General features: G+C 70.4%; 11 protein-coding genes. 7 read left to right on the forward strand and 4 right to left on the reverse strand.

Going from position 1 to position 14,567, the window contains the following annotated elements; genetic code table 11:
* Positions 1–82: 82 nt before the first annotated feature.
* The 6 genes from NAEX_RS39930 (at position 83) to NAEX_RS39955 (ending at position 7,269) form a co-directional block, all read left to right on the forward strand.
* The gene (locus NAEX_RS39930) at positions 83–730 is read left to right on the forward strand and encodes a hypothetical protein (RefSeq protein WP_096332703.1); all 648 of its coding nucleotides are present in this window, start codon (positions 83–85) and stop codon (positions 728–730) included.
* Positions 731–889: 159 nt separating this feature from the next.
* Positions 890–1,567: a histidine phosphatase family protein gene (locus NAEX_RS39935; RefSeq protein WP_096332704.1), complete on the forward strand. Its 678-nt coding sequence runs from the start codon at positions 890–892 to the stop codon at positions 1,565–1,567.
* 463 nt (positions 1,568–2,030) lie between these two features.
* Positions 2,031–3,938 carry a gamma-glutamyltransferase gene (gene ggt / locus NAEX_RS39940; protein WP_170136407.1) on the forward strand — a complete coding sequence of 636 codons (1,908 nt, stop codon included), beginning with the start codon at positions 2,031–2,033 and terminating at the stop codon, positions 3,936–3,938.
* 186 nt (positions 3,939–4,124) lie between these two features.
* On the forward strand, positions 4,125–4,526 hold the full coding sequence (locus NAEX_RS39945) for a MerR family transcriptional regulator (RefSeq protein ID WP_096332706.1): 402 nt from the start codon (positions 4,125–4,127) through the stop codon (positions 4,524–4,526).
* Entirely contained in the window at positions 4,523–5,455 is a 933-nt protein-coding gene (locus NAEX_RS39950) for an alpha/beta fold hydrolase (protein WP_096332707.1), read from the forward strand. Before NAEX_RS39945 ends, NAEX_RS39950 begins: the two co-directional genes overlap by 4 nt.
* Positions 5,456–5,886: 431 nt before the next feature.
* A complete protein-coding gene (locus NAEX_RS39955; RefSeq protein WP_170136408.1) occupies positions 5,887–7,269 on the forward strand; it encodes a serpin family protein in 1,383 nt (460 codons plus the stop codon).
* A gap of 61 nt (positions 7,270–7,330) precedes the next feature.
* Here NAEX_RS39955 and NAEX_RS39960 read toward each other — a convergent pair whose 3' ends face one another.
* The 4 genes from NAEX_RS39960 to NAEX_RS39975 all read right to left on the reverse strand — a co-directional run bounded on the left by NAEX_RS39960 (position 7,331) and on the right by NAEX_RS39975 (position 13,877).
* Positions 7,331–9,154 carry a hypothetical protein gene (locus NAEX_RS39960; protein WP_096332709.1) on the reverse strand — a complete coding sequence of 608 codons (1,824 nt, stop codon included), beginning with the start codon at positions 9,152–9,154 and terminating at the stop codon, positions 7,331–7,333.
* 66 nt (positions 9,155–9,220) lie between these two features.
* Positions 9,221–10,663 (reverse strand): hypothetical protein, encoded by a 1,443-nt coding sequence (locus NAEX_RS39965; RefSeq protein ID WP_096332710.1) that lies wholly within the window; start codon positions 10,661–10,663, stop codon positions 9,221–9,223.
* A gap of 304 nt (positions 10,664–10,967) precedes the next feature.
* The gene (locus NAEX_RS39970; protein WP_096332711.1) at positions 10,968–12,062 is read right to left on the reverse strand and encodes a hypothetical protein; all 1,095 of its coding nucleotides are present in this window, start codon (positions 12,060–12,062) and stop codon (positions 10,968–10,970) included.
* A 15-nt stretch (positions 12,063–12,077) separates the two neighbouring features.
* Positions 12,078–13,877, reverse strand: coding sequence for a bifunctional metallophosphatase/5'-nucleotidase (locus NAEX_RS39975; RefSeq protein ID WP_170136409.1), 1,800 nt, complete (start codon positions 13,875–13,877; stop codon positions 12,078–12,080).
* A 206-nt stretch (positions 13,878–14,083) separates the two neighbouring features.
* Between NAEX_RS39975 and NAEX_RS39980 the strand changes: the two genes are divergently transcribed.
* Entirely contained in the window at positions 14,084–14,518 is a 435-nt protein-coding gene (locus NAEX_RS39980) for an MAPEG family protein (protein ID WP_096332713.1), read from the forward strand.
* Positions 14,519–14,567: the final 49 nt, after the last annotated feature.

The following is a 14,567-nucleotide window of genomic DNA, read 5'->3' on the forward strand; positions in this document are numbered from 1 at the left end:
CGGCCTCCGCCCGCACTTGCGGGGGCGGGCTCGCGATCCGGTGTAAGTCGCGAGCGCCGGGGCGGCGTTTCGGGGAGCGACGATGGACACGCGTACCCTGAAGATCTCCCGGCCTTGCCCCATCGACCTCGACGCCGACCGCAGCGGGCGGCAATTCTTTTGTCACCACTGTCAGAAGGACGTCCACGTCCTCGCCAACTGGCCCCGCGCCGAGGCCGAGGCGTTCCTGGCCGCCAACCGCGGCCGCTCGGTGTGCGTCTCGTTGCGGCGCGACGCCGATGGAGAGCTGCAGTACGCCGACTCGCCGGCGCGCCCGCGCCCGCCCGCGCTGGTCCCGGTGACGCGCCTGCGCCGGCGCTGGCTGCCCGAGGCGGCGGCAGCGGCCGGCGTGGCCGCGGTCCTCAGCGCCTGCACGCCGCGCGGGCCGGTGAAGGGCTCGGAGAAGCTGGCGAGCGAGGACGAGATCCTGATGCGCCCGGCCGAGGGCGGGGTCGACGCGCCCCACGCGATCGAGCCTCCGACTCCGCCGTCGACCGTCGAGGACGAGCTGGACCCGGGGCCGATGCTCAAGGGCGAGCTGGACCCGGCGCCGCGGATCGAGCGCGGCGAGAAGCCCGCGACCACGCCCCCGCCCGCCGCTCGCCGCCCGCGCGCGCCGACCCGGGCGCCGGAGCCGAAGGCCGCGAAGGAGCCCGAGCTGCAGGAGTTCGACGGCGGCATCGATCTGTGAGCGACGCTCCGAGCGGTCACCGCCGATCGCCGGGTGACTTCGACGGCGCGTCGGCAGCGATCCGAGCGACCGGGCTACCGTCCCGCTCCGCGCCCGCACACGACGTCGGAGGCGGCCGACGACTTGCACTTCGCGCGGAACCGGCGACCCTCGGAGCCCATGTCCACCCGGATCTTGCTCATCCGCCACGGCGCCACCGTGCTGTCCGCCGAGGACCGCTTCGCCGGTTCGACCGACGTCGAGCTGTCCGACGAGGGGCGGCGCCAGGCCCGATGCCTGGGCGAGCGCCTCGCCGATCAGGCGCTGGCGGCCGTGTACGCGAGCCCGCTGCGCCGCGCGTTCGAGACGGCCACGCTGGTGGCTACCGCCTGCCGGCGCGAGCCGATCGCCGACGCCGGCCTGCGAGAGATCGACCACGGCCGCTGGGAGGGCCGCACGCGCGCGGAGGTCGAGGCGCGCTTCCCCGAGGAGTACGCCGCGTGGGAAGAGGACCCGTACACCTTCGCCCCCGAGGGCGGCGAGCCGGGCCTCGCGGTGATGGCCCGCGCGCTGCCCGTCATCCGCCGGATCGTGCTGCAGCACCCCGACCAGACCGTCGCCGTCGTCTCGCACAAGGCGACCATCCGCCTGGTCCTGTCGAGCCTCCTCGGCATCGACGCCCGCGGCTACCGCGACCGCCTCGACCAGGCGCCCGCGTGCCTCAACATCCTCGAGTTCAAGGACGTCGTGCGCGCCCGCCTGATGCTCTATAACGACGTGTCGCACTACGCGGCCCACCCCGCGCGCCCGGGGGCGAAGCTGTCGAAGTGGTGGGACCCGTCCGCGGATGACCGATGAGACATGCCCGATGAGGCATGCCGGCATGGACATGTTCGATCGAGCATGTCCTGTCGTACCCCGCCGGTCGGCGCCGGTTGCTCGCCCCGGCAGCCCGCTCCGCGCACGACGGCGTTCGCTCGGACGCGGCAGTCGCGACCACATCGCGGACATTCGCGAGAAGAGTAGGACCGTGCCGCGGAGATCACGATCTCATGGCCGCGACACGGCTTGCGAGCGGCCGTGGATCACGCGGGCCGTGTGTCGTGAATGACACGGCCTGGCCGCGGCAGCGAGAGCCGCCCGCGACGTCGAGCCGTTCGTCACACGCCCCGCGAACGCCCCGATCATCACGCGCTAGCTTTCTCGGTCGACGCGGAGCGCCGGTGTCGGACCGCGATCGGTCGTGTGTCCGGGTGCTCCGCTTCCGCAGGAGGTTCTGATGTCGTTACCAGATCGATGGACAGTGTCATGGGGCGCGTGGGTGTTGCTCGCCGCCGCGCTCGTCGGCCAGACGGCGTGTATCGACGCGGACGAGGCCGCGGCCGCCGACGCCGAGGAGGTCGAGTTCCGCGCCTTGCCCGACGCCCGGCTACCCACGTCGCCGAATCAGATCGGGCCCGGACCGGCCTTCTACGGCGGAGTCGTCACGACCACCGAGCCGCTGGCCGCCGCCGCCGGCCGCGACATCCTCGCGCAGGGCGGGAACGCCGTCGACGCCGCGGTCGCCGTGCAGTTCATGCTCAGCGTCGTGGAGCCGCAGTCCTCGGGCATCGGCGGCGGCGGCTTCATGCTGATCCACCTCGCGGACGCGCTGCCGGAGGAGACCATCGTGGTCGACTTCCGCGACGTCGCGCCCGCGAACGCCACGATCGGGATGTTCGACACCTCGCACTCGTCCGACGTCAAGGGCTCGAGCGGCTACGCGGTGGGCGTGCCGGGCACCGTGAAGGGCATGCTCTACGCGCTCGAGCAGTACGGCACGATGTCGCGCGCGGCCGTGCTGGCCCCCGCGATCGCGGCGGCCGGCGACGGCTTCAACATCAGCTCGCGCCTGGCCGGGGACACCGGGTCGTCGCAGCTGCGCCTCGAGACCACCGCCAACGCGCTCAACAAGGGCTACTACGCCGAGGCCCGCGCGGTGTTCCGCCCGGGCGGCAACAGCTTGCCCACCGGCGCCTTGCTCAGGCAGCCCAGGCTGGCGACGACGCTGCAGGCGATCGCGGCGCGCGGCGCCACCGCGTTCTACAGCTGCGCCGACCCGTCGGGGATCGCGGCGGCGATCGTCGAGACCCAGACCGCGACCCGCAGCAGCAACTCCGGCGGTCGCGGGCGCATGACCTGCGCCGACCTGGCCAACTACCGGCTCGGCGTGTTCGATCCGGACCACGCCAACCCCGACTTCAACCACGCGCCGGTCATCGGCAGCTATCACGGCCACACGATCGTGACCGCCCCGCCGCCGTCGTCCGGCGTCTTCCTCGTGCAGATGCTCGACCTGCTCGAGCGGCTCCAGGCGCAGTGGGGCTTCTCGATCGGCAGCGGCAACTACGAGTTCGGCGAGGTCGGGACCCTCAACGTCATGCAGGAGGTGATGCGCGCCGCGTTCGCCGATCGCGGGCGCTGGCTCGGCGATCCCGACTTCTATCCGGTCCCGGTCGCCGGCCTGCTCGCGCCGAGCTACATCCAGACCCGCGCCAACCTGATCACGCCGGGGAAGCGGCGCTCGAGCTTCTCCGCCGGCAGCCCGCCGAGCGGGCCGATCGCCCAGAAGAAGCCCGGCAACGGGTCGGCGAAGGAGCGCGAGGGCGTCGACACCACCCACTTCACCGTCATCGACGAGGCCGGCAACGTCGTCAGCGTCACCAGCACGATCAGCGACCTGTGGGGCAGCGGCCTGATGGTGCGCGGCCGCGGGTTCATGCTCAACAATCAGCTGCCCAACTTCAACGACGACCCCCAGGGCACCGCGGCCGACCCGGCGGCCAACGACGTCGAGGGCGGCAAGAGCCCGCGCACGACGATCGCCCCGACCCTGGTGTTCCTCGGCGACGAGCTCGTCGCCGCCTACGGCTCGCCCGGCGGCACGGGGATCATCAACGCGATCCTGCAGGTGACGCTCAACCTCATCGATCACGACATGAGCCTGCGGACGGCGGTGCTGCGGCCGCGGCTGTCGCTCGACGGCGGCGGCAGCGGGACGGACACCGAGATCGAGTCCGGCTTCAGCTCGCAGGTGCGCTCGAGCCTGGAGAAGATGGGCTACGACTTCGACTCGACCAGCTCGATCGGCGCGGTGCAGGCGATCGTCACCTACCCGGGCGGCGGTCAGCAATACGGCGCCGCCGACCCGCGCCGGATCGGCGGCGTCAGCGGGCTCGACGAGCACTGACGCGCGACTTCGGCGGCGCGGCTGCTCTCGCCGCCGCGCCGTCGCGGCGAGGGCCTCGTGGACGCGCGCGCCGCGGCGACCTCTGCGGTCGCGGTCGGGCCGGGCGAGCCGGATCGCCGGGCGCCACGCTTCCCGCTTGACCTTGACACCGACGTCAAGGTTTAGGGTGCCGTCCGGGAGGAGTCGATGAAGATCGGAGAGCTCGCAGCGCGGACGGGGGTCAGCCCCCGCGCGATCCGCCATTACGAGAAGGCCGGGCTGCTCAGCGCCGGCCGTCTCCTCAATGGCTATCGCGACTTCGGCGACGAGGCGGTGGCCGAGGTGAAGCACGTCGTGCGCATGATCCGGCTCGGCTTCTCGCTCGAAGAGATCGCGACCTTTCCGGCCTGCATGTTCACCGGCGGCGCCGCCGTGATCTGTCCCGTCGCCATGCAGGCGCACCGCGACAAGCTCGAGGAGATCGAGACGCTGATCGCGGAGCTGGAGGAGCGTCGTGATCGCCTGCTCGCGACCCTCAAGGCCGCGGCGCAGCAGAGCGCCGAGGCGGCGAGGACCGCGAGTCGCAACCAGGAGGCGACTGGACCATGAGACGGAGACACTTTTTGCGAACCAACCTCGGGCTCGCCGCCGGCGCGGCGGCGCTAACCATGAACGACCAGGCGCGGGCCGGCGCGGCCCCGTCCCGCACGCGGCGCACGTACCTGCTGATCCACGGCGCGTGGCACAGCTCGCTGCACTGGGCGCGCGTCGTCCGGCTGCTCAGCGCCCGGGGTCATCGCGTGGTGGCGATCGATCTGCCGGGGCACGGCCTGTCGGCCCGGTTCCCGCGCGCCTACCTCACCGGTGATCGCGCGGCGTTCGCCGCCGAGGTTTCGCCGCAGAAGGACATCCGCCTCGACGACGGCGCCGACGTCGTGCTCGCCGCCCTGCGCGAGCTGCAGGGCGAGTCGCGGCCGATCGTCGTCGGTCACAGCATGGGCGGCACCGTCATCACGCGGGTGGGGGAGCGCGCCCCGGAGCTGGTCGGCCGGCTCGTCTACCTCAGCGCCTACTGCCCGGTGCGCCGCGGCCCGCCGAGCGCCTACGGCCAACTGCCCGAGGCGAAGCAGCTACACTTCGACGGCTTGATGCTCGGCGATCCGGCCAAAACCGGCGTCGTCCGCATCGATCCGCGCGGCGACGCCAGGTACCGCGACACCCTCCACGCGGCCTTCTACCACGACGTGCCGGCGGAAGAGTTCCTCGCCTTCGCGCTGGCGCTGACGCCCGACCTGCCGCTCGGCTACTGGACCACCGAGGTCGGCGCGACGAAGGAGCGCTGGGGCCGGGTGCCGCGGACGTACATCCGACTCACGGAGGATCGCGCCCTGCCGATCGCGCTGCAGGACCTCATGATCCGCGAGGCCGACGCCTGGACGCCCGACAACCGCTTCGATCGCAAGACCCTGAAGACCAGCCACTCGCCGTTCGCCTCGGCGCCCGAGGCCCTGACGGCGCTGCTCCACGAGCTGCCGTGAGGGCGGCTGCGCCGCGCTGGCGGACACGGGCCGGAGGTGAAGGCGAGGCTGTCCCTCGGGACAGGCAGCCTCGCCGTGACCCGCGCGGCTCGTGCTGTCGCCGCGCACGCGCAGCAGGTCAAGCGGGCCCGCACGCTGCCGCGACTCCCGAAGTGAGTGCCACGGAGCGCGCGACGTCGGCGACGACGAGGCCGTCGCGGAGCGCGACGATCGAGCAGAGGCCGCTCGTCGATGCGCCGTTGCACGAGCGCAGCCGAATTCGTCGGAGCCGCGCATGCGGCGGCATTCGCGGTGCTGCGAAGGACGCTGCCACGACCCCCGTGTCACGGTCACATGGCCTCGGCGTCACGGGGAGCCGGGCGCGTCTCGACGCGTCTCACCCCTCGGGTTGGCATGCGTCTTGCTCCTCCGACTTCTCGAACATGCCGTCCATGCCACGCAACCGTTTCTCCGCCCTGCCCACTCTGGTCCTGCTCCTGGGAATGGCCGCCTGCACCACGACGAACCCGGCCGAGACCGAGGGCGCGAGTGAGACCGAGGGCACCACCGACGACCCGACGAGCACCACGACGGGGACTGCTGGCGAAGGGAATCCACCGCCGGGCGAGGCGGTGGGCTCGGACGAGCCGCGAGAGCTGGCGCCGGATGTCACCGCGCAGGAGCTCGCCACGCTGGCGGCCGAGGAGCGGGACTTCGCCCTCGAGCTGTTCAAGGCCCTGCCGGCCTCCGAGGGCAACCGTGCGATCTCGCCGACGAGCTTGCGGGTCGCGTTCGGCATGCTCTACGAGGGCGCGCGCACCGTCAGCGAGGCCGAGGTCGCCGACGCGCTCCACTTCACGCTCGCCAAGCCGCGCCTGCACGCGGCGATGAACCACATCGACCTCGAGCTCGCGGCGCGCGAGCTGCCGAAGTCCGGCGAGGTCGAGGGCGACGATTCGGTGCAGCTGAGGCTCGTCAATCAGATGTTCGGGCGCCTGGACATGCAGTGGCATGCGCCCTTCCTCGACGTGCTCGCCGTTCACTACGGGAGCGCCGTGCATGCGCTCGACTTCCGCGGCGATCCCGAGGGGTCGCGCGTGGCGATCAACGCATGGGTCGCAGGCGAGACCGCCGGCCGGATCGATGAGCTCTTGCCGCCGGGTTCGATCTTCTCCACGGTCACCGCCGTCCTCGTCAACGCCCTCTACCTCAAGGCGCCCTGGGAGCAGCCCTTCGAGTCCGTGGAGGAGGGGGCGAAGTTCACGCGCAACGACGCCGGCGAGGTCGAGGTGGCGATGATGCGCGGCGTGTTCGACACGACCTCCTACTTCAAGGGGGCGGGCGTCGAGGCGGCCGAACTGCCGCTGCGGGGCAGCGAGCTGTCGATGGTCTTCATCCTGCCCGAAGCGGGCACGTTCGACGCCTACGTCGAGGGCCTCGACGGCGCCGGGCTGGGCGAGGTGCTCGCCGGCCTGAGCCCGCAGAACCTCGAGCTCGGCGTCCCCCGCTTCACGTTCGCCAACGCATTCGCGCTCAGGAAGCCCCTGCAGGCGCTCGGGATGACGAACTCGTTCGAGCTCGGCGGCGGCGACTTCTTGGGCATGTCGAACGTCGACATGGCGATCCACGACGTCTATCACAACACCTTCCTCGGCGTGGACGAGAAGGGCGTCGAGGCGGCCGCCGCCACCGCGATCGTGCTCCAGGACACCGAGGCGAGCGGCGGCGCCGAGGTGAGCTTCACGGCCGACCGGCCGTTCCTGTTCGCGATCCGCGACCGCGGCACCGACACGCTCTTGTGGTTCGGTCGCGTGCTCGACCCGAGCGCGCCCTGACGACCCAACGACGAGGGCCGCACGGCGAGCGCCGCGCGGCCCGGAAGTCGCCGAGCGCCGCTTACCAGCGGGCCTGCGCCAGCAGGAAGAAGCCGAGGCGGTTCGTCACGTTCGGGTCCTCGAACACGCGGATCCGGCCCGACTCGTTGCTCGCCTTGACGAACTTCGTACGGTTGTTGTCGAGCGTGTAGCGGAGCTCGGACACGACCACGAAGAACGGCGCGATGTCCCACTTCAGCGTCAGCTTGCCCGACAGGATGTCGAACGGGTTCTCGCCGGCGGGGAGGACCTCCTGGTCCCAGTACTCGCGGTACACGTTCGTCGTGTCGCCGACCTTGATCGACGCCGGCGACTTGTAGGCCAGCACCGCGCCGGGCGTCAGCTTGGAGCGCTCGAAGTAGTAGTCGAAGCCGATCGAGCCCCACAGCTCCGGGGAGACCTGCGCCTCCTTCGGGAAGGTCTGGTAGGGGAACACGCCCGGGATCGACAGGACCACGAAGGCCAGGTCGCGGTAGATGGCGTTGGCGAACAGGCGCAGCTTCTTGATCCGCAGCTTGCCGAGGAACGCGGCCGCCTTGGCCGGCTGGATCCGCGTGGTGTCGGGCTCCTCGAACTTCTGCAGCGTCTGGCCGACCGTGGTGAACTCGATCGCGGCCGAGCCGGCGATCCGGTTGTCGTAGATCTGGTTCTGCGTCAGCAGGAAGCTGGCGTCGGGGCTATAGCGGAACAGCTGGAAGTCGATCGAGGTGCCGATCGGGACGCCCCAGTGCGCGGTGAGGCGGGTCGAGCCGCCGAAGGTCTGGACCGTCTTGCCGCCGATCCGCGAGTTCGGCGAGAACATCGGGAACGCGCCGGACTGGTAGTAGCCGCCGTTGACCTCCCAGGCGAGCCAGGGGGTGAAGCCGATGCCGAAGCCGCCGAGCGCCGCGTAGTAGGTCTGGGGCTCGTTGAGCTTCTCGTTGAGCAGGCGCGCCGACTTGGCGCCGAGGAACACGTAGCTGTCCTTGCCGGTGCCGACGTTCCAGTCGTAGCGCAGGCGGAGGCCCGGCGTCTGGCCGGTGTTGTTGGGGAACATGCGCTCGCCGCCCCACGTGACCGCGTACGTGTACCCGAGCAGGAAGCGCTGCGAGTCGACCGGGAACATCGTCAGCGAGATGTTGTCGCCGGTGTAGTCGTTGCGCTTGGTGTAGAAGTTGAGCTTGCCGTACGAGCCGTCGTCGCTGAGCGTCGTGTAGTTCTGGAACGTCTTGCCGTCGTGCCACTGCTCGATCTCGGTGACGAACGCCGCCTCCGCGTCCATCCGCTTGAAGAACGTCGGCATGCGCTTGTAGACGACCAGCTGCGTCTCGGTCTCGAAGCCGCGCTTCTCCTGCTCGATGGCGTCGTAGAACAGGCGGTCGGCCGCCAGCTTGAAGCCGGCCGCCGGCGAGCGGTCCTTGGCGCCGGCGAGCAGGTTGTCGTCGGAGATGGCGAACGTGATGCGCGTCGCCATCGCGTTGCCGGCGGTCCACTGGTTGTAGCCGGACGACGGCATGGCCCGCAGCGCGTCGACGCCGCGGCGCTGCTCCTGGATCTCGAGGCGCTTCTCGGCCCGGTCGACCCGCGTGCGCAGGGCCCGGAGCTCCTTCTGCAGCGCCTCGACGTCGACGGCCTGGGTGCTGGTCGGAGGGACAGGTCCTTCGGGACTGCCGGCCTCCGTGGTCGCGGGCGGCGGGGCGGCCGAGGGGGCCGGCGGCTCGAGCGTGGGCGCCTGCGTCGCGGTGGGCGGCGGTTGGCTCGAGCCCGGCGGCGGCCCTTCGGTGCCGGAGCTGGGCTGGAGCGCGAGGGCGAGGCCGGGCGCGAGCCAGGCGACGGCGAGGACGGCGGCGGGAAGGGGCCACTGCATGGGGTACGTGGTCGCTCTCGGCTTCGGGGCCAGGGCTGCGGGCTTCGGCGAGGTGGCGGGCAAGGGCTACGGGGCCAGGTCTTCGGCGGTGCGGGGGGCCAGCTTGAAGTTCTCGAAGCTGAACACCAGCGGGCCGGTGATCGACGTGAAGGTGTCGCCCACCATCGGCTTGGGCCAGTCGGCGGTGGCGAAGAACAGGTCGTCGAGGCGGAGGCCGTCGTCGATGGTCCACTCGCCGAACATGTCGGCCTCGGCGGCGACGGTGACGTTCTCGACCGAGACGAGGACCGACTCGTAGTTCTCGGCCATCGCGCCGCCGGTGGCGATGTCGGCCGGAGCGACGACGATCGGCGAGGGCACGGCGTCGGTGCCGGTGACGATCACGTCGCCGGCCTGGCCGGCGGTGATCTGGGACATGTCGTAGAACTCGGTGTAGAGCCCGTTGATGGTGACGACGTCGCCGGGCTGGACCGCGAGCATGTCGGGGTTCTGGTTGATGTAGACGTAGATGCCCGAGTACTCGCCGCCGGCCGGGTCCTGGACGAAGAAGCCGTCCTTCTTGAACGTCAGCGGGCTGGTGACGACCACGTTCTCGACGGTGACGACGTTGCCCTCGGGGACCATGCCCTGCTGGATGTCGAAGATCGTGACCGCGCCCATCGGCCCGGTGGTCTCGGTGTCGGTGTCGGTGGTGCTGCCGCCCTCGCACTCGAAGCCGACGTAGTCGTCGCAGCTGCGCGGCGCCAGCTTGAAGTTGCCGAAGTTGTAGAGCAGCGGGCCGGTGAGGGTCAGCGTGGTGCCCATCGGCGGCTTGGGCCCGCCCTCGGGCAGGAAGAACAGGTCGTCGATGCGCAGGCCGCCGGTGACCTCGAACTCGCCGAAGCCGAGGTCGGCGTTGGTGACGTCGACGTTCTCGACGGTGACGACGACGCTCTCCCACACCTCGGTGAGCGCGCCGCCGTTGGCGATGTCGGGCGGCGAGACGACCGGCGGGGTCGGGGCGTCGGCCGTGCCGGTGATCATGATGTCGTCCGGGAGCGAGATGTTGATCTCGCTGAACGTCTCGGTGCCGGTGTCGTCCATCGCCTTGTACTCGACGTACTCACCGATCACGGTGAGCTTGTCGCCCGGCTTCGGCACCTTGCCCTGGGCCATCAGCTCGGTGGCCGTGTCCGGGTAGATGTAGAGCTGGATGCCGGAGTACTCGCCGCCGTCGAGCTCCTGGATGAACACGGTGCCGGCCCCGCTGCCGCTGAACTTCGTCGGCGAGACGACGACGACGTCCTTGACGCGCACCAGCGTGTTCGGGGTGACCTTGTCCTGCTGGAGGTCGTAGATGGTCGTGTCCTGCAAGCCGCCGCCGTCGGTGGGCTGGTTGGTGGTGGTCGGCGGCGTGTCGGTCGTGCCGGCGGTGCCCTCGGTGGCGGTGGCGTCGTCGCCGGCGGTGGTGTTGTTGAACGCGTTGCAGGCGAACAGACACAGCGCGGTGCAGGGGACGAGTCGACGCATGATCCAGCTCCTTCGCATCTCGAGGCCTCGCAAGGCCGTGCAGTGATTCGCGGCGCGTGCCGCCAGAGAGGCGTTCCGTGCGCCCGGACACTTACTTTGCGGCCATGCGCGATGTCAAGCCGGGCGCCCGTGATCGCAGCAAGCGAGGTTCGGTCCCGGGGCCGTCTCTGTGAGGCGATCCCCCAGCGAACGCTGTGACGCGGCCGTCAACCACGCGCGACGGGCCGATGTCGGCGCAGCGCGCGTCCCATCATCGGCGGCGGCGCCACGGCGGCACGACGCCCGCGAGGAGCGAGTCGCGGCGCTAGTCGGAGACGACCTGGATGTCGTCGTCGCTGCGGGTGTAGAGCAGCCAGGACGGTCGCGCGGCGGCGTGGTAACGCAGGTCGCCGACGATGTGCAGCTTGCCGCCGACGTGGTCGGCCGGGTCGAAGCCGGTCGCGCTGAGGGCGCTGACGACGTTGACGCCGCCCTGACCGGTGTTGCAGTTGCCGGCAGGGTCGACGAGCACCACCCACTGGCCGAACGTCGCGTAGCCGTCACCGAGCGGGCAAACCGTGACGTCTCGCACCTCGACCAGACGACTCTCCAGCGTCTCCATCGCCTGGTCGTCCTCGACGAGATCGCCGGTGATCTGGAACGGCACCAGGTTGGACACCTTGCCGCCGACCCGATAGGTCGGGAAGCCGAGCTCGGTAAAGCCGTAGAACTCGACCACGGTGCCGATGATCTCCTCGATCACCGAGCCCTGCTCGATGCCCTTCGGCCGCGAGTGGGTATGGGCGAAGATCGCGTTGAAGCCGGCTGTCATATCGGACAGGTCGGTCAGGTAGAAGCCGTCGACGGCGATGCCGGTGACCACCAGGGTGCGGCCCTCGGCGTTGACCTTGACGAAGTCGCCGTCGAGCGGCGAACTGGCGGGGATGTCGGTCTCGTTGATCTCCCGCAGGGTCGGGTGGGCGACGTGGATCGTCGGCGACAGGCCGGTGGCGTAGCTGCCCGGGGCTTCGTCGCTGCCGCGGTCCTCGACCCAGATGTTGGTGGCGCCGTGGGCCCGCACGATCTCGACCGGGACGCCGAGCGCCTGACCGTCCTGGATCGTGACGGTGCCGGGCTGGTTCGGCGCGAGCCGGCCGCGCGGGGCGACGTCGAGCTGGACCTGTCCCGAAAACCAGGTCGCCGGCTCGCCGGCGTCGTCGACGGCGCGGATGTCGAGGACGAACTGCCGGCCGGTGCTGCTGTACGGCAGCGGGTTCTTCTCGCTGCCGACCTCGCCGACGATGTCGACCTTGAAGGTCAGCGGCGCGACCTTGCCGGAGCTCTTGTCGATCTCCTGCACGCAGGCGGAGCCGCCGGCGACGAGCAGGGCGAGGGCGAGGACGGGGTGCTTCGAGTTCATGACGCAGCCTCGTTCCTAGTACTTGGTGACGATCCGGCCGTCGGGCACGGCGTACCCGGCCTTGCACAGGTCGAGCGGGGTGTTCGCGTCGTAGCAGGCGGGCAGCTGCGGGATGTCGCGCATGTACTGGATCATCGCCTCGCGGATCGGGATGCCCGTGTTGACCTTGGTGGTGTTGCGCTTGAGCATGCGGAAGCCGCTGCCGCCCCACGCCATGTAGTCGTTGGTGCACATGTCGTAGGCGCGGGCGGGCTCGAGCGGCTCGCCGTTGACGTGGATGTCCTCGGCCTTGCCGGTGCGACAGTTCATCGTGAAGCTGATGCCCGAGACCTGGATCTGCGAGTTGCAGCCGCGCTCGGCGCTCGAGCGGGTGGCGAAGTCGAGCAGCTCCTGGACCTCGAGGCCGCTCAGGATCATCGTCGTGATCGTGTTCTCGAACGGCATCACGTTGTACATCTGCTCGTACGTGATGGGCCCCGCGAGGATGTCGGTGCGGATGCCGAGCGAGTTGGTGACGCAGAACTCGGTCTCGATGTAGCGGCGGTACTGCATCGCCTCGGCGACCAGGTTGCCGAGCATGCTGTCGCCGCCGGTGTTGCCGAAGCGCCGCAGCGGCTCGGTCGCGGTGGTGATCACGCGGTCGAGCAGCAGCGTCTGCTGCATCTCGTTGAGGTACTCCTGCAGGACCTCGCGGGTCTCGGGGTCCTCGGGGACGGTGGCGTCGATCGGGAACAGCTTGAACTTGTGCGAGACGATCCGCTTGTCGCGGACGACGATGTCGAGCCGCGAGACGAACTTGGCGAAGGCGTTCGGGTGGGCCAGCAGGGTCTGGCGGCGGTGCTCCGGCTTGCACTCGCCGATCCCGCGCGGCGGGTCGGTGCCGTCGGGCTCGCCGCCGACCTCCGGGTCCTCGTCCACGCCCTCGCTGTCGACGGTGACGACCTCGGCGTCCATGTCGGGACGGGCCGAGATGTACTTGGCGTCGGGGTTGTAGTCGATCAGCTTGGGCGGGCTGAGGGCGATGTGGTGGTGGCCGCCGAGGATCAGGTCGAGGCCGCAGATGTTGCGCGCCAGCACCTCGTCCTCGGTCAGGCCGAGGTGGTCGAGCAGGACCACCAGGTCGACCGAGTCGCGCAGGAAGTTGGTGTAGAACTGGACGGTCTGCAGGGTCTCCTTCGGCAGGACCCCGATGTTGTTGGTGCCGTCCTCGAGGCTGTTCATCGAGCTCAGGTTGCCCATGCCGATGATGCCGAGCTTGAGGCCGTCGACGTTGTAGACGACGAACGGCTTGACGATGATGTCGAACTTGGTGGCGAACGGCTTGGCGTCGTCCTCGAACTCGTAGTTGGCGGCCAAAAGGTCGAAGTCGCCGAAGCTCGAGAACTGCTCGAGCACGTTCTCCGGGCCGTGGTCGAACTCGTGGTTGCCGAGCGCCATGGCGTCGAGGCCGGCCATCGACATCGCCCGCACCTCGGCCTCGCCGCCGAAGATGTTGAAGATCGGGGCGCCCTGGAACAGGTCGCCGGAGTCGAGCCAGAGCGAGCGACCGGCCTTCTCCCGCTCGCGCTTGACGATGTAGGCCATCTTCGCCACGCCGCCGTACGGTCCGCGGCCCTGCGCGAGCCCGAGCTGTTGCTCGGTGTAAAGAGGATCGTGGTCGTACGGCAAGATCCGCGAGTGCACGTCCGAGGTGTGGAGGATCGTGAGGCGGACGTCCTGACCGGTGAGGTCGGGCGGGTTGGAGTCGTAAAGACACGAGCCGAGCGACAGGCTCGCGAGCAGGCCGAGGGCGATCGATAGACGCGAGTTCCGCACGGGTCCCGGCGAGAGGTAACAGGCCCCGCGCGTTCGCGCAATCCGGGCCCGGGTGGCGGCGGGCGTGGTCCAGGTCATGCCCGCGGGCGCCGCCCCCCGGGGGAGCGCCGCGGGCCGAACGCTGCTCACTTCGTCGATTCGACGCTCCAGGCGGTGCTCGCGCGCGTCGCTCCAGGTCACGGCCGGGAGTCGATATCATCGCGACGATGCATACACCGCTGCTCTGCTTGCTCGGGTTCGGGGCGTGGACCCTCCTCGTCGCCGTCCTCGGGATCGTGACACCCCGCGTGCTGGCCATCGCCATGGGGACCGCGCCCGAAGGCGGCTTCCCGGCCGACGTGCCCCACGGCTCCGACCGCTACCGCCGGACCATGCGCGCCCACCTCAACTGCGTCGAGAACCTGCCGCTGTTCGCGGCGGTGGTGCTGACCGGCGCGGTCGTCCACGCCGGCTCGCCGCGCATGGACACGCTGGCGATCACCTACCTGGCGGCCCGCGTGGCCCAGACGGTGATCCACGTCGCGTCGGGCTCCGGCGCGGCGATAAACCTCCGCTTCACGGCGTTCGCGGTGCAGGTCGTCTGCCTGGTGTGGATGGGCGTCCTCGTCGCGCGGGCGCTCGGCGCGGCGGCGGCGGTGTGAACGGACCGCGGGGACATGTCCGCTCGGACATGTCCCCGCGGTAAGGTCA

This window comes from Nannocystis exedens (assembly GCF_002343915.1).
GTDB lineage: Bacteria > Myxococcota_A > Polyangia > Nannocystales > Nannocystaceae > Nannocystis > Nannocystis exedens.